This window comes from Ancylobacter sonchi, assembly GCF_018390695.1.
GTDB lineage: Bacteria > Pseudomonadota > Alphaproteobacteria > Rhizobiales > Xanthobacteraceae > Ancylobacter > Ancylobacter sonchi.
On record NZ_JAHBGF010000046.1, the window covers coordinates 222,325 to 243,017 of the forward strand.

20 protein-coding genes are annotated in these 20,693 nt (G+C 66.8%); 11 read left to right on the forward strand and 9 right to left on the reverse strand.

All coding sequences use genetic code 11. The features are described from left to right. Positions 1 to 56 precede the first annotated feature (56 nt). The 4 genes from KHC28_RS25240 to KHC28_RS25255 all read left to right on the forward strand — a co-directional run bounded on the left by KHC28_RS25240 (position 57) and on the right by KHC28_RS25255 (position 3,656). On the forward strand, positions 57 to 1,343 hold the full coding sequence (locus tag KHC28_RS25240; RefSeq protein WP_214011133.1) for an ABC transporter substrate-binding protein: 1,287 nt from the start codon (positions 57 to 59) through the stop codon (positions 1,341 to 1,343). Positions 1,344 to 1,555: 212 nt separating this feature from the next. Then, a complete protein-coding gene (locus KHC28_RS25245; RefSeq protein WP_214011134.1) occupies positions 1,556 to 2,407 on the forward strand; it encodes an ABC transporter permease in 852 nt (283 codons plus the stop codon). Positions 2,408 to 2,426: 19 nt separating this feature from the next. Further along, positions 2,427 to 3,257 carry an ABC transporter permease gene (locus KHC28_RS25250; protein WP_214011135.1) on the forward strand — a complete coding sequence of 277 codons (831 nt, stop codon included), beginning with the start codon at positions 2,427 to 2,429 and terminating at the stop codon, positions 3,255 to 3,257. A 177-nt stretch (positions 3,258 to 3,434) separates the two neighbouring features. Continuing rightward, positions 3,435 to 3,656 carry a hypothetical protein gene (locus KHC28_RS25255; protein ID WP_214011136.1) on the forward strand — a complete coding sequence of 74 codons (222 nt, stop codon included), beginning with the start codon at positions 3,435 to 3,437 and terminating at the stop codon, positions 3,654 to 3,656. A 20-nt stretch (positions 3,657 to 3,676) separates the two neighbouring features. On the opposite strand, the gene lhpI is transcribed toward KHC28_RS25255, so the two are convergent. Then, a complete protein-coding gene (gene lhpI, locus KHC28_RS25260) occupies positions 3,677 to 4,609 on the reverse strand; it encodes a bifunctional Delta(1)-pyrroline-2-carboxylate/Delta(1)-piperideine-2-carboxylate reductase (RefSeq protein ID WP_214011137.1) in 933 nt (310 codons plus the stop codon). A gap of 156 nt (positions 4,610 to 4,765) precedes the next feature. After that, on the reverse strand, positions 4,766 to 5,437 hold the full coding sequence (locus KHC28_RS25265; RefSeq protein WP_214011138.1) for a GntR family transcriptional regulator: 672 nt from the start codon (positions 5,435 to 5,437) through the stop codon (positions 4,766 to 4,768). A gap of 240 nt (positions 5,438 to 5,677) precedes the next feature. On the opposite strand from KHC28_RS25265, the gene KHC28_RS25270 reads away from it, so the two are divergent. From KHC28_RS25270 to KHC28_RS25295, 6 genes are all read left to right on the forward strand, one after another. Beyond that, positions 5,678 to 7,306, forward strand: coding sequence for an ABC transporter substrate-binding protein (locus KHC28_RS25270; protein ID WP_214011139.1), 1,629 nt, complete (start codon positions 5,678 to 5,680; stop codon positions 7,304 to 7,306). 67 nt (positions 7,307 to 7,373) lie between these two features. Next, positions 7,374 to 8,387: an ABC transporter permease gene (locus tag KHC28_RS25275; protein ID WP_214011140.1), complete on the forward strand. Its 1,014-nt coding sequence runs from the start codon at positions 7,374 to 7,376 to the stop codon at positions 8,385 to 8,387. 10 nt (positions 8,388 to 8,397) lie between these two features. Continuing rightward, positions 8,398 to 9,273, forward strand: a complete 876-nt coding sequence (locus tag KHC28_RS25280; protein WP_214011141.1) for an ABC transporter permease — start codon at positions 8,398 to 8,400, stop codon at positions 9,271 to 9,273. 53 nt (positions 9,274 to 9,326) lie between these two features. Further along, on the forward strand, positions 9,327 to 11,018 hold the full coding sequence (locus KHC28_RS25285; RefSeq protein WP_214011142.1) for a dipeptide ABC transporter ATP-binding protein: 1,692 nt from the start codon (positions 9,327 to 9,329) through the stop codon (positions 11,016 to 11,018). A 96-nt stretch (positions 11,019 to 11,114) separates the two neighbouring features. Continuing rightward, positions 11,115 to 12,095, forward strand: coding sequence for an HlyD family secretion protein (locus tag KHC28_RS25290; protein ID WP_214011143.1), 981 nt, complete (start codon positions 11,115 to 11,117; stop codon positions 12,093 to 12,095). Positions 12,096 to 12,111: 16 nt separating this feature from the next. Beyond that, a complete protein-coding gene (locus tag KHC28_RS25295) occupies positions 12,112 to 13,104 on the forward strand; it encodes an FUSC family protein (protein ID WP_214011144.1) in 993 nt (330 codons plus the stop codon). Positions 13,105 to 13,107: 3 nt separating this feature from the next. Here the strand turns inward: KHC28_RS25295 and KHC28_RS25300 are convergent, their stop codons facing one another. The 6 genes from KHC28_RS25300 to KHC28_RS25325 all read right to left on the reverse strand — a co-directional run bounded on the left by KHC28_RS25300 (position 13,108) and on the right by KHC28_RS25325 (position 17,581). Beyond that, complete coding sequence (locus KHC28_RS25300; RefSeq protein ID WP_214011145.1) at positions 13,108 to 13,440, reverse strand: (2Fe-2S) ferredoxin domain-containing protein; 333 nt, start codon at positions 13,438 to 13,440, stop codon at positions 13,108 to 13,110. Between the two features lie 147 nt (positions 13,441 to 13,587). After that, complete coding sequence (locus KHC28_RS25305; protein WP_214011146.1) at positions 13,588 to 14,316, reverse strand: amino acid ABC transporter ATP-binding protein; 729 nt, start codon at positions 14,314 to 14,316, stop codon at positions 13,588 to 13,590. Further along, positions 14,294 to 14,953 carry an amino acid ABC transporter permease gene (locus KHC28_RS25310; protein WP_214011147.1) on the reverse strand — a complete coding sequence of 220 codons (660 nt, stop codon included), beginning with the start codon at positions 14,951 to 14,953 and terminating at the stop codon, positions 14,294 to 14,296. The genes KHC28_RS25305 and KHC28_RS25310 overlap by 23 nt, the downstream gene beginning before the upstream one ends. Before the next feature lie 10 nt (positions 14,954 to 14,963). After that, positions 14,964 to 15,635: an amino acid ABC transporter permease gene (locus KHC28_RS25315; protein ID WP_214011148.1), complete on the reverse strand. Its 672-nt coding sequence runs from the start codon at positions 15,633 to 15,635 to the stop codon at positions 14,964 to 14,966. Positions 15,636 to 16,024: 389 nt separating this feature from the next. Then, positions 16,025 to 16,822 (reverse strand): transporter substrate-binding domain-containing protein, encoded by a 798-nt coding sequence (locus KHC28_RS25320; RefSeq protein ID WP_214011149.1) that lies wholly within the window; start codon positions 16,820 to 16,822, stop codon positions 16,025 to 16,027. 3 nt (positions 16,823 to 16,825) lie between these two features. Beyond that, entirely contained in the window at positions 16,826 to 17,581 is a 756-nt protein-coding gene (locus tag KHC28_RS25325; RefSeq protein ID WP_214011150.1) for a GntR family transcriptional regulator, read from the reverse strand. An 82-nt stretch (positions 17,582 to 17,663) separates the two neighbouring features. On the opposite strand from KHC28_RS25325, the gene KHC28_RS25330 reads away from it, so the two are divergent. Continuing rightward, positions 17,664 to 18,485: a pYEATS domain-containing protein gene (locus KHC28_RS25330; protein ID WP_214011151.1), complete on the forward strand. Its 822-nt coding sequence runs from the start codon at positions 17,664 to 17,666 to the stop codon at positions 18,483 to 18,485. A gap of 34 nt (positions 18,486 to 18,519) precedes the next feature. Here KHC28_RS25330 and scpA read toward each other — a convergent pair whose 3' ends face one another. Continuing rightward, on the reverse strand, positions 18,520 to 20,691 hold the full coding sequence (gene scpA, locus KHC28_RS25335; RefSeq protein WP_214011152.1) for a methylmalonyl-CoA mutase: 2,172 nt from the start codon (positions 20,689 to 20,691) through the stop codon (positions 18,520 to 18,522). Between the last annotated feature and the right edge of the window lie 2 nt (positions 20,692 to 20,693).

Below are 20,693 nucleotides of genomic sequence, written 5' to 3' on the forward strand. Positions count from 1 at the left end.
AGAGACACGGCCAGCGGACGGGGGTCCGCGGCCAAACGACATATCGGGAGACAGACATGACGAAGAAGACCACCTCCAAGGGCGTCAGCCGCCGCCAGCTGCTCAAGGGGGCGGCCGCAGCGGGCGGCCTCGCCGCCGGCGCCGGCGTCGTCACCGGCTTCCCGACCATCTGGGCGCAGAACCCGATCACGCTGCGCCAGTTCGGTACCGGCGTGTCGAACATCAATGCCATCGCCGAGAAGTGTAAGGCGGACCTCGGCATCACCCTGCAGATGACGGCGCTCGATTCCGACGCGGTATCGCAGCGCGTGGTGACGCAGGCCAACTCCTTCGACATCGCCGACATCGAATACTGGATCTGCAAGAAGGTGTTCCCGGCCGGCACGCTGCAGCCGATGGACGTGAAGAAGATCAAGTATTACGACGACATCGTGCCGATCTTCACCACCGGCAAGCTCACCCCGGAATCGAAGATCGCCCAGGGTACCGCGCCGAATACCGTCGGCTTCGTCGAGGGGCCGGACTCCAAGACGTTCGCCAAGGCGCCCACCCAGTGGATGACGCTGATCCCCACCATCTACAACGCCGACACCTTCGGCATTCGCCCCGACCTCGTCGGCCGGCCGATCAAGAATTGGAAGGACATTCTCGATCCCGCCTTCAAGGGCAAGACCTCGATACTGAACATCCCGTCCATCGGCATCATGGACGCGGCGATGATCTGCGAGAGCGCCGGCGTCATCAAGTATGGCGACAAGGGCAACATGACCAAGGCGGAGATCGACACCACCATCGATTTCCTGATCAAGACCAAAAAGGCCGGCCAGTTCCGCGCTTTCTGGAAGACCTTCGACGAGAGCGTCAACCTGATGGCCTCGGGCGAGGTGGTGATCCAGTCCATGTGGTCGCCGGCGGTGGCGGCGGTGCGCTCCAAGGGCATCCCCTGCGTCTACCAGCCGCTGGAAGAGGGCTACCGCGCCTGGGGCGGCGGCCTCGGCATGGCCAAGCACCTGAAGGGCGCGCAACTCGATGCCGCCTATGAGTACATCAACTGGTACCTCTCCGGCTGGGTCGGCGCCTATCTGAACCGCCAGGGCTACTATTCGGCCGTGCTCTCCACCGCCGAGAAGAACATGACGCCGGACGAGTGGGCGTTCTGGATGCTCGGCCAGCCGGCCAAGGCCGACATTCTCTCGCCGGAAGGCAAGGTGATGTACACGGCGGGCGCGGTGCGCGACGGCGGCTCCTTCAAGGAGCGCATGGGCGCGGTGGCCTGCTGGAACTCGGTGATGGACGAGGACCGCTACATGGTCCGCCGCTGGAACGAGTTCATCGCCGCGTAAAAAGTGGCGGAAGCCAGTCGGAGCGCCCCTCCTTCTCCTTGCGCCGGACTCGGCAGTTGCCGAGTTCGGCCTCACGCTGGTCGAAATCGGAAGCATCCGATTTCGACGGCGAGGGACGAGGGGAGGGGCTCCGGGATTGGTAATCGCCATTCCCCTCGCCCAACCCTCTCCACATGGGGAGAGGGCTTCAGGTCCCCCACCGGAACGCCCGCATGACGCTTTCACGCCTCGCGCCCTATCTTCAGGCGACGCCGCTGACGCTGATCCTCGCGGCCTTTCTGGTGCTGCCCATCGCCACCATCGCGATGGTGAGCTTCTGGGACTATGATTCCATCCAGATCTTCCCGGCCTTCGTCTTCACCAATTACGAGGAGACGATCACCTCGCCGGTGACCTGGAACACCTACATCAACACCTTCAAATACACCCTGATCGTGTGGGCGCTGACGCTGCTCATCGGCTTCTGGGTGGCCTATTATCTCGCCTTCCACATCCGCTCGACGACGATGCAGATGGTGCTGTTCCTCGTCTGCACCATCCCGTTCCTGACCTCGAACATCATTCGCATGATCTCGTGGATCCCGTTCCTCGGCCGCAACGGGCTGTTGAACCAGACGCTGATGAGCATGGGGATCATAAACCAGCCGCTGGAGTTCCTGCTGTTCTCCGACTTCGCGGTGGTGCTCGCCATGGTGCATCTCTACACGCTGTTCATGGTGACGCCGATCTTCAACACGCTGATGCGCATCGACCGGGCGCTGATCGAGGCGGCGCGCGACGCCGGCGCCAATGGCTGGCAGATCCTCACCAACGTCATCATCCCGCTGGCCAAGCCCGGCATTGCCATCGGCTCGATCTTCGTCGTCACGCTGGTGATGGGCGACTTCATCACCGTGCGCTTCATGTCCGGCGGCCAGTCGGCCTCGGTGGGCCTGATGATGGCGAACCAGATCGCGCTGCTGCAATACCCGGCCGCCGCGGCCAATGCGATGATCCTGCTGATCATCGTGCTGATGCTGGTCGGCGCCATCTTGCGCGTCGTCAACATCCGCAAGGAACTGTGAGGCTGGGAAGGATCTCGCGATGAACTCGGAAAAGCGCAGCCTCGGTTTCTACGTCCTCACGGCCTTCTTCGCGCTGTTCGTGCTGTTCCTGTACGGCCCGCTGACGACGATCTTCATCCTGTCGTTCCAGGGCCCGAATGGCGGCCTCACCTTCCCGATGAACGGCTCCTCGGTACACTGGTTCAAGAACCTCCTGTTCGAGCAGCAGGCTGTGGGCGATTTCGGCGGCGCCTTCACCCGCTCGCTCCTCCTCGGGCTGATGACCATGCTGGCGACGGTGGTGGTGTCGCTGCTCGCCGGCCTCGCCTTTCGCCGCCGCTTCCTCGGCTCCGGCCCGCTATTCTACCTGACGATCGCCAGCCTGATCGTGCCCTCGATCCTGATCTCGCTGGGCATCGGCCTCGCCTTCCAGGTGTTCGGGCTGAACCCGGCCTGGTACTCGTCGGCCTTCGGCGCGCATCTCACCTGGACGCTGCCATTCGGCCTCCTGATCATGTTCGCGGTGTTCAACCGCTTCAACCCGTCCTACGAGGAAGCCGCGCGCGACCTCGGCGCCACGTCGTGGCAGACCTTCGCGCATGTGGTGCTGCCGATCATCCTGCCGAGCCTGGTCGGCGTCGGCCTGTTCGGCTTCACGCTCTCCTATGACGAGTTCGCCCGCACGCTGATGACCGCCGGCACCTTCAACACGCTGCCGCTGGAGATCTACGGCATGACCACCAATGTCACCACGCCGGTGCTCTATGCGCTGGGCACGGTGACGACGGTGTTCTCGATGGCGATCATCGTGGTGGCGCTCGTCGCCATCGCCGTCCTGCGGAAGCGCCGGGCGCGGAAGGTAGCGGGCTGATCTCGCCGCCCGTTTCCTGCCGCTGCGGAAAGATTTGCCTTCACAGAGGCTTGCGCAGAAAGTGCTTGCCGGCGACGAGAAGGAACCGGATAGTTCGTGGCGGGTTGATGTCCAGAATAAGTCGTGCGGCTGGAACCCACCGGGCCGAAGCGGCGTGGACGTTATGGGAGAAACGCCATGAACATCTGCACCACGGACCGCAGCATCTGCGATCTGCTCAAGGAAGTGGCCAAGGACGACCGCAAGCACGCCTTGATTATCAAGCTGCGCAGCGGCGACACCGTCACCGCCTATGGACCGATCGAAGTGGCGGACCGGTTCATGCTGTGCCGTCTGCACGACAACAACTATCAGGGCAACCAGCTGATCGCGCTCGATACCATCGAGTTCATCCGCTGAACGCGCGCCACTGAGGCGAATCAGCTCCCGACCACCAGACGCGCGGCGGCGAGATCCTCCAGCGCCGCGCCCACCGACTTGAACAGCGTCACCTCTTCCGCCGTGCGACGGCCGGGATGGCGGCCGAGCGCGAGGTCTTGCAGGTCGGCCCGCAGCGCCTCGGCCGACCACAGTCCGGCTTTCAGCGGCTGCAAGAGGTCGCCCGCCTCGGCCAATGCCCCCGCTCGCGTATCGACGAATACCTCGGCGCGCTGCACCAGCGCGTCGTCGCTCTCGCGCATCGCCGGGTTGAAGGCGCCGACCAGATCGATATGGGTGCCCGGGCGCACGTCGGCTCCCTTGACCAGCGGCGCCGTCGAGGTGGTGGCGCAGCTGACGATGTCGGCCTCGCCGAGCGCGGCGGCGATGTCGTCGACCGCCCGCGCCTCCAGGCCACAGGCACCGATGGTGGCGGCGAGCACCTCGGCCTTGTCGCGGCGCCGCCCCCACACCAGCACCCGCTCGATCGGCCGCACCGCGCGATGCGCGGCGGCGAGCTGCGCCGCGACATGGCCGGTGCCGACGATCAGCAGCGTGCGGCTGTCCGCGCGGGCCAGCCAGGAGGCGGCGAGCGCCGAGGCGGCGGCGGTGCGGCGATTGGTGAGCACGTCGCCCTCCATCACCGCGCGCGGCTGGCCGGTGACGCCGTCGAACAGCACATAGAGCGAGCCCACCGCGCCAAGCCCGTGCGCGGCATTGTTGGGGAACACGGTGACCAGCTTGGTGCCGATGGCCTCGCCACGCTTCCAGGCCGGCATGGTGAGCAGGTGGCCGGGGGCGGCCGGGGTGCCGACGTCGAAGGCGCCGCGCACCGGCATCGCCTCGTCATGCGTGGCGAAGGCCTCGCGCAGGGCCGCGATCAGGCGGGGATAGTCGAGGGCGGCCTCGATTTCCTCGGCGGCGTAGAAGCGCATGGGCTCGTCTCCTGAAGCGGCGGAAAGGCGAGCGCGAAGCTAGAGCATGTTCCCCGCCGGCGGAATGAGCCTTTGGAGGCGAGCGGCGCAGCCTGTTGAAATCTTGGGCTGTCCCAGTGACGGGCGCGCGGGTGGGCGCCTGCCTGCGACGCGACGTCAGTTCGCCTGCCAGCGGGCGGCGGGCGGGGTGGCGAGCTGCTCGAAAGCATCCTCGACCAGGCTGACATGGTGCAGCATGGCGGCATGGGCGGCGGAGGCGTCGCCGGTCAGCACCGCCCGCATCACCGCCCCGTGCTCGGCATGGGAGAGCGCCAGCCGGCCGGGAGCACGGAACTGCGCGTGGCGGAACGGCGCCAGCCGCCGGCGCAGTGTCGCGGTCATCTCCGCCAGCACCGGGTTGTGCGAGCCGGCATAGAACAGGGTGTGGAAATTGCTATTGGCGGCGGCATAGGCCTCGACGTCGTCGCGCGCCACCATGTCGGCCATGCTGTCATAGAGGGCGCCGAGCCGCCGCCGCTCGATCGGCGTCATGCTGAGCGCGGAGAGCCGGGCGCAGGTGGCCTCCAGCTCGCCCATGGCGACGAACAGCGTTTCCAGCTGCTGGGAGGTGACCTCGGCGACGATGGCGCCGCGGCGCGGGCGCAACTCGATCAGCCCGGTGGTGGCGAGCTTGCGCAGCGCTTCTCGGACCGGCGTGCGCGAAGTGCCGTAGCGGGCGGCCAGCATGTGCTCGTCGAGGCGAGTGCCGGGTTCCAGCGAGCCGTTGATGATGGCATCGGCGATCTCGCCGGCCAGCTTTTCGGTGCGCGTCTGCCGTTCGTCGGCCATGCGGGAATATGCCTGCTCGAAGAGGTTGTTTCCCCTGTCCTACAAACTCATCGCATGAATCGCGATCCGCATACAGCACAGAATTTCAGCGTCCGTGACAGCAATTTGAGCACGCAAGATTCAAAAATTGCATGCACAATATTGTCCCGAGAGTACAGAAATCGCCCTTTCCGTTGCCCGTTCATCGCCGCCGGCTCGTCATTGCCTGCCGCCCGGCGTCATCCCTCGGAGCCTCGCCTCATGAATCGTCGCGAATTCCTGAAGTCCGCATCCGTATTGTCCTCCGTGGCCGCCACCGGCGTCGCCGCGCCGGCCGTCTGGTCGTCGGCAAGCGCGCAGTCGGCACGGGCCGAGACGCTGCTGCTGGTCAGCGAGGCCGGGCCGAACAATCTCGACATCCATGGCGTCGGCACCAACCGCCCCGGCTATGAGGTGGCGTGGAACTGCTACGACCGGCTGATGAGCTACGGCACCAAGACGCTGGCGGACGGCTCGGTGAGCTACGACCAGAACAAGCTGGTACCCGAGCTCGCCGAGAGCTGGGACGTCACCGCCAATTCCGCCACCTTCAAGCTGCGCAAGAACGCCACCTTCCATGACGGCTCGCCGGTCACCGCGCAGGACGTGAAGTGGTCCTTCGACCGCGCGGTCTCGGTGGGCGGCTTCCCGACCTTCCAGATGAAGGCCGGCTCGCTGGAGAAGCCCGAACAGTTCGTGGTGGTGGACGACCACACTTTCCGCGTCGACTTCATCCGCCCCGACCGGCTGACCATGCCGGACCTCGCGGTGATCGTGCCCTCGGTGTTCAATTCCAAGCTGGTGCAGTCCAAGGCCACCGAGCAGGACAAATGGGGCATGGAGTTCACCAAGCAGAACACCGCCGGCGGCGGCGCCTACAAGGTGGCGAAGTGGACCTCCGGCACCGAGGTGATCTTCGAGCGCAACGAGAGCTGGGCCTGCGGCCCGATGCCGTCGATCAAGCGGGTGGTGTGGCGCATGGTGCCCTCCGCCGGCAACCGGCGGGCGCTGATCGAGCGCGGCGATGCCGACATCTCGTTCGATTTGCCGGCGAAGGACTTCGTCGAGCTCGACAAGGCCGGCAAGGTGAAGGTGGTGTCGAACCCGGTCAGCAACGGCGTGCAGTATATCGGCATGAACGTCACCAAGCCGCCCTTCGACAAGCTCGAGGTGCGCCAGGCGGTGGCCTATGCCATTCCCTACCAGAAGATCATGGACGCGGTGATGTTCGGCCTCGGCAAGCCGCTCTACGGCGCCGCCTCCAACAAGGTGAGCCAGCCGGTGTGGCCGCAGGCGCATGGCTACAACACCGATATCGCCAAGGCGAAGGAACTGCTGGCCAAGGCCGGCTATCCGGAGGGCTTCGAGACCACGCTGTCCTTCGACCTCGGCGCGGCGGTGGTGAACGAGCCGCTCTGCACGCTGGTGCAGGAGAGCCTCGGCCAGATCGGCATCAAGGTGACGCTGAACAAGATTCCGGGCGCCAACTGGCGCGGCGAGATCACCAAGAAGGAGATGCCGCTGATCGCCAACTTCTTCTCGGGCTGGCTCGATTACCCGGAATACTTCTTCTTCTGGGCCTATCACGGCCAGAACGCGGTGTTCAACACCATGGGCTACAAGAGTGCCGAGATGGACAAGCTGATCGACGGCGCCCGCGCCACGGCGGCAGCGGGCGACTGGCCGGCCTACGACAAGGACGTCACCGGCTTCATCGACCTCGCCTTCGCCGACATGCCGCGCGTGCCGCTGTTCCAGCCCTATCTCAACGTGGCCATGCAGAAGTCGATCGCCGGCTATCAGTACTGGTTCCACCGGCAGCTCGACTACCGCACGCTGCGCAAGGCGTGACGCCGGGCTAGCGACCCGACCGGCACGCCGCCGGTCGGGCGGAATCCTTGATCAGGGGGAGGTGCGCGTGCTCAAGCAGATCGTCCGCCGCCTCGGCACCGCCGTGCCGAGCCTTATCGGCGTCGTCATCGTCACCTTCCTGCTGACGCGGGTGCTGCCCGGCGACACCGCCGCCTATTTCGCCGGGCCGGCGGCGACCCCGCAGGCCATCGCCGAGATCAAGACCAAGCTCGGCCTAGACCAGCGGCTGCCAGTGCAGTTCCTCGCCTATGTGAAGGACCTCGCCACTGGCAATCTCGGCATGTCGCTGACCACCGGCCAGCCGGTGTTCGAGGACATCCGGGCCCGGCTGCCGGCCTCAGCTGAGTTGACCCTGCTCGGCCTCCTCCTCTCGGTGGCGGTGTCGGTGCCGCTCGGTATCCTCGCCGCGGTGCGGCAGGGCTCGTGGATCGATCACCTCTGCCGCGTCGTCGCTACCGCCGGCGTATCACTGCCGGTGTTCTTCACCGGGCTGCTGCTGGTCTATGTGTTCTACTACAAGCTCGGCTGGGCGCCGGCGCCGATGGGGCGGCTCGACTTCATCTATTCCGCGCCCGACACGGTGACCGGCTTCTACCTGATCGACAGCCTGATCGCCGGCGATGTCGAGCTGTTCCGCGCCGCCTGGTCGCAGATCTGGCTGCCGGCGGTGACGCTCGCCATCTTCTCGCTGGCGCCTATCGCCCGCATGACCCGCGCTTCCATGCTGTCCGTGCTCGCTTCCGACTTCGTGCGGACCGCGCGGGCGAGCGGGCTGAAGCCCTCCAAGGTCGTGATGGGCTATGCGTTCCGCAACGCGCTGCTGCCGGTGATCACCACGCTCGGCATGGTGTTCTCCTTCCTGCTCGGTGCCAATGTGCTGGTGGAGAAGGTGTTCGCCTGGCCGGGCATCGGCTCCTACGCCATCGAGGCGCTGATCACCTCCGACTATGCGCCGGTGCAGGGCTTCGTGCTCGCCATGGCCATTCTGTACGTGCTGCTGAACCTCGCGATCGACATCCTGTACGGGCTGGTCGATCCGCGCGTGCGCATCGAAGCCTGAGGAGGGCGCCATGAGCCTTGCCGCCACCGACGCCGCGCCGAAGGACAGCCTGTTCTCACATGCCCGGCACATCGTCGCCGAGAACCCGGTCACCGGAATCGCCTTCGGCCTGTTCGCGCTATTCGCTTTGGCGGCGCTGATCGGTCCTTATGTGGTGCCGCACGACCCGCTGGCGAGCAACACCTCGGCGGCGCTGCAGCCGCCGTCGGCGACCTACTGGTTCGGTACAGACCAGCTCGGGCGGGACATCTTCTCCCGCGTGGTGGTGGCGAGCCGGCTCGACATGATCATCGCCGTCGCCTCGGTGGCGTTGGTGTTCGTCGCCGGCGGCTTCGCCGGCATCGCCTCCGGCTATTTCGGCGGCTGGACCGACCGCATCGTCGGCCGCGTCTCCGACACCATCATGGCCTTTCCGCTTTTCGTGCTGGCGATGGGCATCGTGGCGGCGCTCGGCAACACCGTGACCAACATCATCATCGCCACCGCGATCATCAACTTCCCGCTCTATGTGCGCGTCGCCCGCGCCGAGGCCAATATCCGCCGCGAGGCGGGCTTCGTGCAGGCGGCGCGGCTCTCCGGCAATTCGGAGATGCGCATCCTGCTCGGCCACATCGCGCCGAACATACTGCCGATCATGATGGTGCAGGTGTCGCTCACCATGGGCTACGCCATCCTCAATGCGGCGGGGCTGTCCTTCATCGGCCTCGGCGTGCGCCCGCCCACCCCGGAATGGGGGATCATGGTGGCGGAGGGTGCGTCCTTCATCATCTCCGGCGAATGGTGGATCGCCTTCTTTCCCGGCGTGACGCTGATGCTGGCGGTGTTCTGCTTCAACCTGCTCGGCGATGGCCTGCGCGACCTCGTCGATCCGCAGCGGCGCACCTGAGGGAGGCGACGATGAACATTCATGCGGGAAACATGTCTGCGGGTGTCAACAACATGCAGCCGCCCCTGCTGGAGGTGCGCGACCTCACCGTCGAGTTCGCCACCCGGCGCGGCACCGTCCAGGCGGTGAAGCAGGTGGACCTGACGCTGGCCAAGGGCGAGACGCTCGGCATCGTCGGCGAATCCGGCTCGGGCAAGTCCGTCACCTCCTACGCGGTGATGCGCATCCTCGACCGTGCCGGGCGCATCGCCGAGGGGACGATCTCCTTTGGCGGCGTCGATATCGGGACCGCCTCGGAGGGCCAGGTGCGGGCGCTGCGCGGGCGGGAGATGTCGATGATCTTCCAGAATCCGCGCGCGGCGCTGAACCCGATCCGCAAGGTCGGCAAGCAGATCGAGGATGTGCTGATCGAGCACGTGCAGGCGCAGCCGGGTGACGCGAAGGAAAAGGCGATCGAGGTCCTGAAGGCGGTGCGCATCGCCCGGCCGGAGGAGCGCTACCACGCCTATCCGTTCGAATTGTCCGGCGGCATGTGCCAGCGCATCGTCATCGCACTGGCGCTGGCCTGCCGACCGCAGCTCTTGATCGCCGACGAGCCCACCACCGGCCTCGACGTGACGACGCAGAAGGCGGTGATGGACCTCGTGGTCGAGCTCACCCGCGAGCGCAACATGTCCACCATCCTCATCACCCACGATCTCGGCCTGGCCGCCGCCTATTGCGACCGGGTGATGGTGATGGAGAAGGGCAAGGTGGTGGAGACCGCCAATGCCGAGGCAGTCTTCCGCGCGCCGCAGCACGCCTATACCCGCAAGCTGATGCGGGCGACGCCGCGCAAGGGCGTCACCCTGCGCGACCTCTTGCCGGAGGATGCCGCGCCCGCCGCGCCGGCTCCGACGGCGCCGGTGGAGGGCGCCGGCACGCCGCTTCTGATCGTCGAGAACCTAGTGAAGGAATATCCGCGCCAGACTCCGACCTCGGGCATGGCCGGGCTGTTCGGCATCAAGGGCGCGGCGGCCGATCCGTTCCGCGCGGTGGACGGCATCAGCTTCTCGGTGGCGCGCGGCGAAAGCCTCGGCCTTGTCGGTGAGTCCGGCTGCGGCAAGTCCACCACCTCGATGATGCTGATGCGCCTCGTCGACCCGACCTCCGGGCGCATCGTGTTCAAGGGCGAGGAGTTGTCCGCCATTCCCGCCAAGCGCTTCGCCGGCTCGAAATGGCGCTCGCGCATCCAGCTGGTGTTCCAGGATCCGACCGACAGCCTCAACCCGCGCTACACTGCCGCCCGCGCCATCGCCGACCCGCTGATGCAGATGGGATCCGGCCTGTCCGGCAAGGCGCTGCGGGCGAAGGTGGAGGAACTGGCCGGCCTCGTCGGTCTGCCGGTGCACCTGCTGGACCGCTTTCCGCACCAGCTTTCTGGCGGGCAGAAGGCGCGCGTCGGCATCGCCCGCGCCATCGCGCCTGATCCGGACCTCGTCATCCTCGACGAGCCGACGGCGGCGCTCGACGTCTCCGTGCAGGCGGTGGTGCTGAACCTGCTGCAGGACCTCAAGCAGCGGCTTGGCATGAGCTACATCTTTGTCAGCCACGACCTCGAAGTGGTGCGCATGCTGTGCGACCGGGTGATCGTGATGCGCACCGGCCGCATCGTCGAGGAGGGCGCGACCGAGGCGATCATGGCAGCGCCCAAGGCCGAGTACACCCGCGAATTGCTCGCTTCGATCCCGCATCCGCCGATCTGAGCCGGAGCGAGTGGGGTTGCGGGCCGGCGGCGGATTGAGCTTCGCCGTCAAAGCCGCGATGATGCCGGCGCCCCGGCGCCGGAGATTCGTTCCCTGATGTTCACTGCCCTGCTGCGCCATCCGGTGAAGCTCATCATCGGCGTCGTGCTGGCGCTGTTCGCCGCCTACGAGGTCAGCGTCCGCTTTCTCGCCTATACCGCCGATGCCTATGTGATGAGCGACATCATCGTCATCTCCTCGGAGATCGAGGGGCCGGTCTCGACGCTGGCGGTGCAGAACAACCAGAAGGTTGCCGCCGGCCAACTGCTGTTCGAGATCGAGAAGACCCCCTATCAGCTGAAAGTGCAGCAGACGCAGGCGGCGGTGCAGCAGGCCGAAGCCGATCTGCAACTGGCCAAGGACGAGGTCGGCTCGGCGCAGGCGGGGGTCGCTGCGGCGCAGGCGGTGCTGACCAATGCGCAGGCTCAGCTCGGCCGGGTGAAGTCGCTGTCGACCGAAGGCTTCTCGCCCGAGGCGACGCTCGACGTCGCCACCCGCGACGTCGCCACCGCCACCGCCAATGTGCAGACCGCGCAGGCGGCGCTGGCGGTGTCGAGCCGGCGGGTGACGGTGGCCGGCGCCACCATCGCGGCGGCCAAGGCCGATTTCGACAAGGCGCAGTACGATTTCTCCAAGACCACGGTGGCGGCGCCGGAGCCCGGCCGCATCGCGCCCTTCACCATCCGCCAGGGCGATTATCTGAAGACCGGCACCGAGGTGCTGGCGGTGGTGACGGATCGCCGCCCGCGCGTGGTCGCCAACATCCCCGAGCGCCATCTCGCCCGCATCCGCACCGGCCAGCGCGTGTGGCTCACCCTCGGCTCCGATCCGTGGGTGCTGCATCACGGCCGGGTGAGCGGCATCGCCGCCGGCGTCTCGCGCTCGCCGGACAATCCGCAAGTGGTGCCCTATGTCGAGCCGACGACCGATTGGGTGCGGCTGCCGCGGCGCTTCCCCATCGAGATCACGCTCGACGACTGGCCGGCCGATCTCGCTCTGTTCTACGGCGCCGATGCCCGCGCGCTGATCTGGTTCTGAGCCGGGAGGCCGGGCGATGGACGACGTCACCCGGCAGGCCCTCGCCACCGCCTCGGGCGTTCTCGCGGCGGTGTATATCTCGCTCGCCATGGGGCTGGCCGATCCCTATTGGGCGGCGCTCTCGGTGATGATCATCGCCAATGTCGACCGCGACCAGCTGTTCACCAAGGGCGTGCTGCGCATCGCCGGCACCTTCATCGGCGTCATGCTGGGCTATGTCATCGGCCAGTGGGTGGAGGGGCTGCAACTGCCGCAGGCGGCGCTGGTGATGATCGCCGCCGGCATCGGCACCTATGGCCGCCAGCGCAGCGCCTATGGTTATGCCTGGTTCTACGGCGCGCTCACCTTCGCGCTGGTGATGCTCTACACCATGGTACAGCCGCAGGATCTGTATTCCTTCGCCTGGTACCGCTGCTACGAGATCGTCATCGGCGTCACCTGCGGCACGCTGGCGAACTGGGCGCTCGGCCCGCGGGCGGGGGAGCTCGGCCATATCGTCGCCGCGCCCACCGCCACCACGCCGGAAAGCGCGCTGAAGCAGTCCTATACCGCCGCTCTGGGTGCGCTGGTGATCATCCTCGCCTGGACCTTCTTCGACCTGCCGCAATTGCCGCAGGTGCTGATTTCCAGCCTGATCATCATCGATGCCGACCCGGCGGCCAGCCGCCATCGCGGCTATCAGCGCATCATCGGCTGCATCATCGGCGGTACCGCCGGGCTGGCGGTGATCGGCATCGACGCCACCGAGGAATGGTGGTGGGCGACCATGCTGTTCCTCGGCGTGTTCCTGTGCGCGCGCATCCATCTCGCCAAATCGGCGCAGACCTATATCGGCACCCAGTCGGCGATCGCCTACCTCGTCACCCTGGTATCGACCGGGCCGCCGACGACGCTCGACCCGCCGGTGGAGCGGCTGGTGGGGATCATCATCGGGGTGAGCATCATGACCGTGCTGGTCTGGGCGCTGAACGCCAGGCAGATCGCCGCCGAGAAGGCGGCCGGCGGCTGAGCCTCACGCGCCGCGCGGCGGGGCGATCTCGTCGAGCAGCGTGGCGAGGTCGTCGCCGCGCCGCACCAGCCGCCAGCGCTCCGGCGCGCCGGCCGGCACCACGACGGCGGCGCCCTTGGGGCAGACGCCGAGGCAGTCGACCTCGACCACCGCCACGCCGGCGCCCTTGCGCCGGGGCTTCTTCATCGGCTTGCCGCCTTCGCGATGGGCGACGGCGCCGCGCAGCGCCGGCGCGAGGCGGTCGCCGCCTTCCGCGCCGAAGCCCTTCTTGAGCTTCTTCGCGCATTTGCGGCAGACCAGCACCACGTCGGTCCAGTCGGAGGCGATCGGCTTCATCGGGCGGGTTTTCATCGCGCCCGATGTGCCATGGCGGGAGACGCTTGGGAAGCGAAGCCTGGGAAGCGACGCCTGGGAAGCGACGCCTGGGAAGCGAAGCCTGGGAAGCGACGCCTGGGAAGCGACGCCTGGGAAGCGCGCCGCGCCTCAGTGCGTCACGCCGAGGAACTGCTTCAGCTCCGGCGTCTTCGGATTGGCGAACACCTCTTCCGGCGGCCCGATCTCATGCACCCGGCCCTGATGCATGAACACCACGCGCGAGCACACGTCGCGGGCGAAGCGCATCTCGTGCGTCACCATGAGCAGCGTCATGCCCTCGGAGGCGAGCTCCTTCACCACCGCGAGCACCTCGTTGACCAGCTCCGGGTCGAGGGCGGAGGTGATCTCGTCGCAGAGCAGGGCGATGGGCTGCATGGCGAGCGCTCGGGCGATGGCGACGCGCTGCTGCTGGCCGCCGGAGAGTTGGTCCGGATAGGCATCGAACTTGTGGCCGAGCCCGACCCGCTCCAGCATCTTCTTCGCCATCACCTCGGCCTCGGCCTTCGGCGTCTTCTTCACCACCATCTGCGACAGCATGACGTTGCGCCCGGCGGTGAGGTGCGGGAACAGGTTGAAGCCCTGGAAGATCATCCCGACCTTCAGCCGCAGCGCCTTCAGGTGCAGCTCGTCCGGCAGCAATTGCGCGCCGGCCACCGAGATCGAGCCATCGTCGATGGTCTCCAGCCCGTTGATGCAGCGCAGCAGCGTCGACTTGCCGGAGCCCGACTTGCCGATGATGGCGATCACCTCGCCCGGCTCGACGTCGATATTGATGCCCTTGAGCACTTCGTTGTCGCCGAAGCGCTTCTTCACCTCAGTGATTTCGATGAGCGACATTGAGCTTCCTCTCGAGGATCTGGGAAGACTTGGACAAAGGCCAGCACAGGCAGAAATAGATCAGCGCCACGAAGCCGTAGACGGTGAAGGGCTCGAAGGTGGCGTTGGTCACCATGGTTCCGGCCTTGGAGAGCTCCACGAAGCCGATGATCGAGGTAAGCGCCGTGCCTTTCACTACCTGCACCGAGAAGCCGACGGTGGGCGGCACCGCCACCCGCAGCGCCTGCGGCAGGATCACCCAGCGCATCTGCTGCAGATAACCCATGCCGAGCGAGGACGACGCCTCCCACTGGCCCTTGGCGACGGATTCGACGCAGCCGCGCCAGATCTCGGCGAGGAAGGCGGCGGTCCACAGGATCAGCGCCACGGCGGCCGCCAGCCAGGCCGGCACGTCGATGCCGAACAGGCCGAGGCCGAAAAAGGCGAGGAACAGCTGCATCAGCAGCGGCGTGCCCTGGAACAGCTCGATATAGGTCTTGGCGAAGGCCGGCCCAAGCCGCCCCTTGCCGATGCGCGCGAACAAGAGCGCCACGCCGACGAGGCTGCCGCCGACGAAGGAGACGATGGAGAGCAGGACAGTCCAGCGCGCCGCCAACAGCAGGTTGCGCAGGATGTCCCAGGTGGTGAAATCGTTCATCGCCGTCTCCTCACCGTGCCGTTCGCCGTGGGAAGATCGTCCAGCCGAGCCCGCGCAGCAGCTGGCGCAGCACGATGGCCAGCGCCAGATAGATCAGCGTCGCGGCGAAATAGGTCTCGAAGGCGCGGAAGGTGCGCGACTGGATGAAGTTCGCCGCGAAGGTGAGATCCTCCGCCGCGATCTGTGACACCGCCGCCGAGCCGAGCATGACGATGACGATCTGCGACGACAGCGCCGGCCAGATGCGTTGCAGCGCCGGCACCAGCACGACGTACCAGAAGGTCTGGATGCGGCTCATGCCGAGGCTGGCGCCAGCCTCGAACTGGCCGCGCGGCGTCGCCTGGATACCGGCGCGGATGATCTCGCAGCCATAGGCGCCGAGATTGATCACCATGGCGAGGTTGGCCGCCGGCAATTCCCCCATGCGCAGCCCGAGCGCCGGCAGGCCGAAGAAGATGAAGAACAGCTGGATCAGGAACGGCGTGTTGCGGATCATCTCCACATAGGCCGCGACGATGGGCTTGAGCCATCCGGGGCCGAGCGCCCGCGCCCAGGCGCAGGCGATGCCGAGGCTGACCCCCAGCGCGCCGCCGACCAGCGTGAGCTCGACGGTGATGCCGATGCCCTTGAGCAGTACCGGCCAGTAATCGGCCAGCCAGCCGAAATCGAACGCGTAGTTCATGCCACTGAACTCCCGCTGGTGGGGTGATGTCGGGAAAGTCCTCGCCCCGTAGGGAGAAGGATCAGGCGATGGGGATGCAGGTAGCTCCCTTTCCCCGCCTCGAACCCGGCTGTTGCCGAGCTCGATCTTTGGTAGGTCAAACCCGGCAACAGCCGAGTTCGATGGAGAAGGGTGGGTGAGGGCCTTCGACGCTTCCCAGTCGAGCCGCCCCTCACCAACCGGCTGCGCGGACCACTTCTCCACCCGAGCCGGATATTTGCGGCTTCGGCCTTGCCCGACCCGAGCCCGGCAACAGCCGGGTTCGGGTGGGGAGAGGTTACGGGGGCGATCGGACCTGCGAGCGACGGGGCGCCTTCAGGTCAGTCCGGACGATCGGGCCACGAAGCCGCTCACAGATCGGCGGGCAGCTTGGTGCCGAGCCACTTCTCGGAGATGGCGTCCAGCGCGCCGTCCTTCTTGGCAGTGGCGATGATGCCGTCGACCTTGGCGAGCAGCGCCGGCTCGTTCTTGTTGAGGCCGATATAGCAGGGCGAGTTCTTGATCAGGAACTTGATCTCCGGCTTCTTCGGCGGGTTGCGCGCGAGGATGGCGGCGGCGACCACGTTGCCGGTAGCGATGACGTCGACCTGCCCGGACAGGAAGGCGGAGATGGTGCCGTTATTGTCCTCGTAGCGCTTGATGGTGGCGTCGGCGGGGGCGACCTTGGTCAGTTCGAGGTCTTCCACCGCGCCGCGGGTGACGCCGATGGTCTTGCCGGCGAGATCCTTCGCCTCCTTCACCGCCACGTCGGTCGGGCCGAACACGCCGTTGAAGAACGGCGCATAGGCGGCGGAGAAGTCGATGACCTTCTCACGCTCCGGGTTCTTGCCCAGCGAGGAGATGACGAGGTCGACCTTGTTGGTCTGGAGATAGGGGATGCGGTTGGCGCTGGTCACCGGCACCAGTTCCAGCTTCACGCCCAGCTTTTCGGCGATCAGCTTGGCCACGTCGACGTCATAGCCCTTGGGGGCCATGTCGGCGCCGACGCTGCCGAAGGGCGGGAAGTCCTGCGGCACGGCGATGCGGATGACCTTGCCGGCCTCGATGGTGGCGAGCGCGTCGGCATGCGCCGGCTGGATCAGGGCAGGCAGTGCCTGCGCGGCAACGACAGCGCCGGCAAGTAGGGCGAGCAGGGTACGGCGGTTCATGGATCAGTCCTCTTTAGTCGATGGATGATGATGCGCATGCGGTGCCGCGGCGCCGTGGGCGTGCGGCATGGAAGGGGCGACGTCGCTGAAGGTCGACGGGACCAGCAGTTCGCGCAGCGAGGCGAGCGGGTCGGGCTTGGCGGAGAGGTCGAGGCCGGCCTCCACCTTGCCGATGTGTTCGTCCATCAGCCGGGCGGCGCCGGCGAGGTCGCCGGCCTCCATCGCCGCGACGATGTCCTCGTGGTCGTGGCTGGATTCCTCGGCCTTCTCGGTCGGCTGGTAGAGCATGGAGATCAGCGTGGTGCGGGCGGTGAGGTCGCGGATGATCTCGGTGAGCAGCCGGTTGCCCAGCGCGTCGGCAAGATGGATGTGGAAGTCGCCGAGCAGGCACGCGCGCGACGACACGTCGCCCGTCTCGATGGCCTGCCGCTCGATGGCGACATGCTCCTTGAGGCTGGCGAGCACCTTGGGCGGCACCTCGCGCACGGTCTGCAACAGGCCGGTCTCGATGACGCGGCGGGTCTGGAACGCCTCGCGCGCCTCGTCGGCGGACGGCTCGACCACGAACCAGCCGCGCCGCGCGCTCACCTGCACGATGCCGCGCGTCTCCAGCCGCATCATCGCCTCGCGCACGCGGGTGCGGGAGACGCCGAACAGGTCGGCGAGCTTCTGTTCGCCGAGCCTTGTACCGGGCGGGATACGACCGGCCAGGATGGCGGAGAGGATCGCTTCTTCGATATTGGCGGTAGACGGGTTCATCACGCTGGGCTCACAGGCTTGTATACAAGACCTGTAAGCAATCGTTGTGCCAACGATCCCGTGTCGCAACCTGTTGCGAGGATTGTCGATCCATATACAATTTATGAGGGTATTTTTTCATCTGCCGGGGGGCAGTTTCATGGACAATGTCAGAGCCGCCGCCGCTGCGGCCTATGCCGGTTGGCAGAAGTCGCTCAACAAGCCTTTCATCATCATCGCCGTGATGTGCCTGATCATCGCCGCAGCGGAAGCTTTCGGCCAGATCGCTGGCGACGGATCGAAAGTCAGCATTCTCCTCGCCCTTGCCATCGTCACCTTGCTGGCGCCGAAGATCGAGTCGTTTTCCTTCGGGTCGGACGGGGTCAAGGCGGCGCTCGCCAAGATCGACACCAACAACATTGCCGCCACGACCGAGGTGGACAGCAACATCAATGTGAAGCTCGATCAGCTCTTCCGTGAGGTCGCCTCGCTCAAGGCGATGCTCGCACCGCCGGGCGAGACCCCCCTGTCCGAGGCGTTGCCGGAATTCGTCGAGCCGCCGCCGCCGATCCTGGCAAACGATCCGAACAAAGGTCGATTTGGAGGCAATGAGCGGCAAAATGGTCGCGTTTTGAGCGCGACGGTCGAGGAATCGATGCTGAATGGCGATTGGTGCAAGCTCACCCTGGCGGTGCGCCCGACCAGGGGAGCTGCGCCCGTCACCGGCAAGGTCGTGTTCTACCTGCACGATTCCTTCTCGCCGGACCGCTACACGATCAATGCCGAGCGTGGCGAGGCGGTGCTGACGCTGCGTTCCTACGGCGCCTTTACCGCCGGCGCCATCGTCGATGGATCGACGATGCTCGAACTCGATCTGGCGGAAAGTCCCAATGTCGGGGCTCCGGATGCCTGGAGGACGCGCTGAGCCAGGGAGGACGCGGTAGGGAAGGCCGGGCGCGCTACTCGGCTGCCGCCCGGCCATGCCCCAAGCGGCGGCTGATCGCCTCGACAAGTTCCCCCGCCGCCTCGGCTATCACCGTGCCGGGCGGGTAGATCGCCTCGGCGCCGGCGGCGCGCACCGCCTCATAGTCCTGCGGCGGCACCACGCCGCCGACCACGATCATGATGTCGCCGCGCCCCTCCGCCTCCAGCGCCGCCTTCACCTGCGGCACCAGCGTGAGATGGCCGGCCGCCAGCGACGAGATGCCGATGACGTGCACATCGTTCTCCACTGCCTGCCGGGCGGCTTCCTGCGGCGTGGCGAACAGCGGACCGATGTCGACGTCGAAGCCGAGATCGGCGAAAGCGGAGGCGATCACCTTCTGGCCGCGGTCGTGGCCGTCCTGCCCGACCTTGGCGACGAGGATGCGCGGGCGCCTTCCTTCCTCGCTCTCGAAGGCCTCGACCCGCTGGCGCACCGCCGCGACCTTGTCGCTCATGCCGCGAGCTCCCGTGTTTTCCGCCTCCCGCCGATAGATGCCCGACACGGCGCGGATTTCCGCGCGATGCCGGCCGAAGACGCTCTCCAGCGTATCGGAAATCTCGCCGACCGTCGCCCGCGCGCGCGCGGCGTCGATGGCGAGCGCCAGGAGGTTGCCGCCGCCGGCCGCGCCGTTGCGCAGCGCGGTGAGCGCGGCGTCGAGTGCCTGCGGATCGCGCCCGGCCTTCAGCTGGCGCAGCTTGTCGATCTGGGCGGCGCGGACGGCGGAATTGTCGACCTTGAGCACGTCGATGGGCGTCTCGCTCGCCGGCTTGTACTTGTTGACGCCGACCACGGTCTGCGCCCCGGCGTCGATATGCGCCTGCGTGATCGCCGCCGCCTCCTCGATGCGCAGCTTGGGGATGCCGGCCTCGATGGCCTTCGCCATGCCGCCCAGTGCCTCGACCTCGGCGATGTGCGCGCTCGCCCGCGCCGCGAGATCGGCGGTCAGCTTTTCCACATAGAACGAGCCGCCCCACGGGTCGATGGCGCGGGTGGTGCCGCTCTCCTGCTGCAAGAGGATCTGGGTGTTGCGGGCGATGCGGGCGGAGAAGTCGGTCGGCAGCGCCAGCGCCTCGTCGAGCGCGTTGGTGTGCAGCGACTGGGTATGGCCCTGCGTCGCCGCCATCGCCTCGACCATGGTGCGTATCACATTGTTGAACACGTCCTGCGCGGTGAGGCTCCAGCCGGAGGTCTGCGAATGGGTACGCAGCGGCAGCGACTTCGGATTCTCAGCCCCGAGATCGGCCATCAGCTTCGCCCAGATCAGCCGGGCGGCGCGCAGCTTGGCGACCTCCATGAAGAAGTTCATGCCGATCGCCCAGAAGAACGACAGGCGCGGCGCGAAGCTGTCGATCGGCAGGCCAGCCTTGACGCCGGCGCGGGCATATTCGAGCCCGTCGGCGAGCGTGTAGGCGAGCTCCAGGTCCTGCGTCGCCCCGGCTTCCTGCATGTGGTAGCCGGAGATCGAGATCGAGTTGAAGCGCGGCATCGCCGATGACGTGAAGGCGAAGATGTCGGAGATGATCCGCATCGAGGGCGCCGGCGGGTAGATATAGGTGTTGCGGACCATGAACTCCTTGAGGATGTCGTTCTGGATGGTCCCCGAGAGCTGGGCCGGCTTCACCCCCTGCTCCTCGGCGGCGACGACATAGAGCGCCAGCACCGGCAGCACCGCGCCGTTCATGGTCATCGACACGCTCATCTTGTCGAGCGGGATGCCCGAGAACAGCGTGCGCATGTCGAGGATGGAATCGATGGCCACCCCGGCCATGCCGACATCGCCGGCGACGCGCGGATGGTCGCTGTCATAGCCGCGATGGGTGGCGAGATCGAAGGCGACCGACAGGCCCTTCTGGCCGGCGGCGAGGTTGCGCCGGTAGAAGGCGTTGGAATCCTCCGCCGTGGAGAAGCCGGCATACTGCCGGATCGTCCAGGGCTGGGTGGCGTACATGGTCGGGTAGGGGCCGCGCAGGAACGGCGCCAGCCCTGGATAGCTGTCGACGAAGCCGAGCCCGGCGAGGTCGTCCGGGCCGTAGCTGCACTTCACCGCGATGCCTTCCGGCGTCATCCAGTCGGCGGCGCCGGGGTCCGGCGCGGCGAGCGCCGGCCGGCGCCAGTCGAGGCCGGAGAAGTTCGGGATGCGGCTCATCG

Coding starts and splice junctions, on each gene's coding strand:
- KHC28_RS25240 (WP_214011133.1), top strand. CDS start 57: ATGACGAAGAAGACCACCTCCAAGGGCGTCAGCCGCCGCCAGCTGCTC.
- KHC28_RS25245 (WP_214011134.1), top strand. CDS start 1,556: ATGACGCTTTCACGCCTCGCGCCCTATCTTCAGGCGACGCCGCTGACG.
- KHC28_RS25250 (WP_214011135.1), top strand. CDS start 2,427: ATGAACTCGGAAAAGCGCAGCCTCGGTTTCTACGTCCTCACGGCCTTC.
- KHC28_RS25255 (WP_214011136.1), top strand. CDS start 3,435: ATGAACATCTGCACCACGGACCGCAGCATCTGCGATCTGCTCAAGGAA.
- lhpI (WP_214011137.1), bottom strand. CDS start 4,609: ATGCGCTTCTACGCCGCCGAGGAAATCGAGGCCGCCCTCGACTATCCC.
- KHC28_RS25265 (WP_214011138.1), bottom strand. CDS start 5,437: ATGGCCGACGAACGGCAGACGCGCACCGAAAAGCTGGCCGGCGAGATC.
- KHC28_RS25270 (WP_214011139.1), top strand. CDS start 5,678: ATGAATCGTCGCGAATTCCTGAAGTCCGCATCCGTATTGTCCTCCGTG.
- KHC28_RS25280 (WP_214011141.1), top strand. CDS start 8,398: ATGAGCCTTGCCGCCACCGACGCCGCGCCGAAGGACAGCCTGTTCTCA.
- KHC28_RS25285 (WP_214011142.1), top strand. CDS start 9,327: ATGCAGCCGCCCCTGCTGGAGGTGCGCGACCTCACCGTCGAGTTCGCC.
- KHC28_RS25290 (WP_214011143.1), top strand. CDS start 11,115: ATGTTCACTGCCCTGCTGCGCCATCCGGTGAAGCTCATCATCGGCGTC.
- KHC28_RS25295 (WP_214011144.1), top strand. CDS start 12,112: ATGGACGACGTCACCCGGCAGGCCCTCGCCACCGCCTCGGGCGTTCTC.
- KHC28_RS25300 (WP_214011145.1), bottom strand. CDS start 13,440: ATGAAGCCGATCGCCTCCGACTGGACCGACGTGGTGCTGGTCTGCCGC.
- KHC28_RS25305 (WP_214011146.1), bottom strand. CDS start 14,316: ATGTCGCTCATCGAAATCACTGAGGTGAAGAAGCGCTTCGGCGACAAC.
- KHC28_RS25310 (WP_214011147.1), bottom strand. CDS start 14,953: ATGAACGATTTCACCACCTGGGACATCCTGCGCAACCTGCTGTTGGCG.
- KHC28_RS25315 (WP_214011148.1), bottom strand. CDS start 15,635: ATGAACTACGCGTTCGATTTCGGCTGGCTGGCCGATTACTGGCCGGTA.
- KHC28_RS25320 (WP_214011149.1), bottom strand. CDS start 16,822: ATGAACCGCCGTACCCTGCTCGCCCTACTTGCCGGCGCTGTCGTTGCC.
- KHC28_RS25325 (WP_214011150.1), bottom strand. CDS start 17,581: ATGAACCCGTCTACCGCCAATATCGAAGAAGCGATCCTCTCCGCCATC.
- scpA (WP_214011152.1), bottom strand. CDS start 20,691: ATGAGCCGCATCCCGAACTTCTCCGGCCTCGACTGGCGCCGGCCGGCG.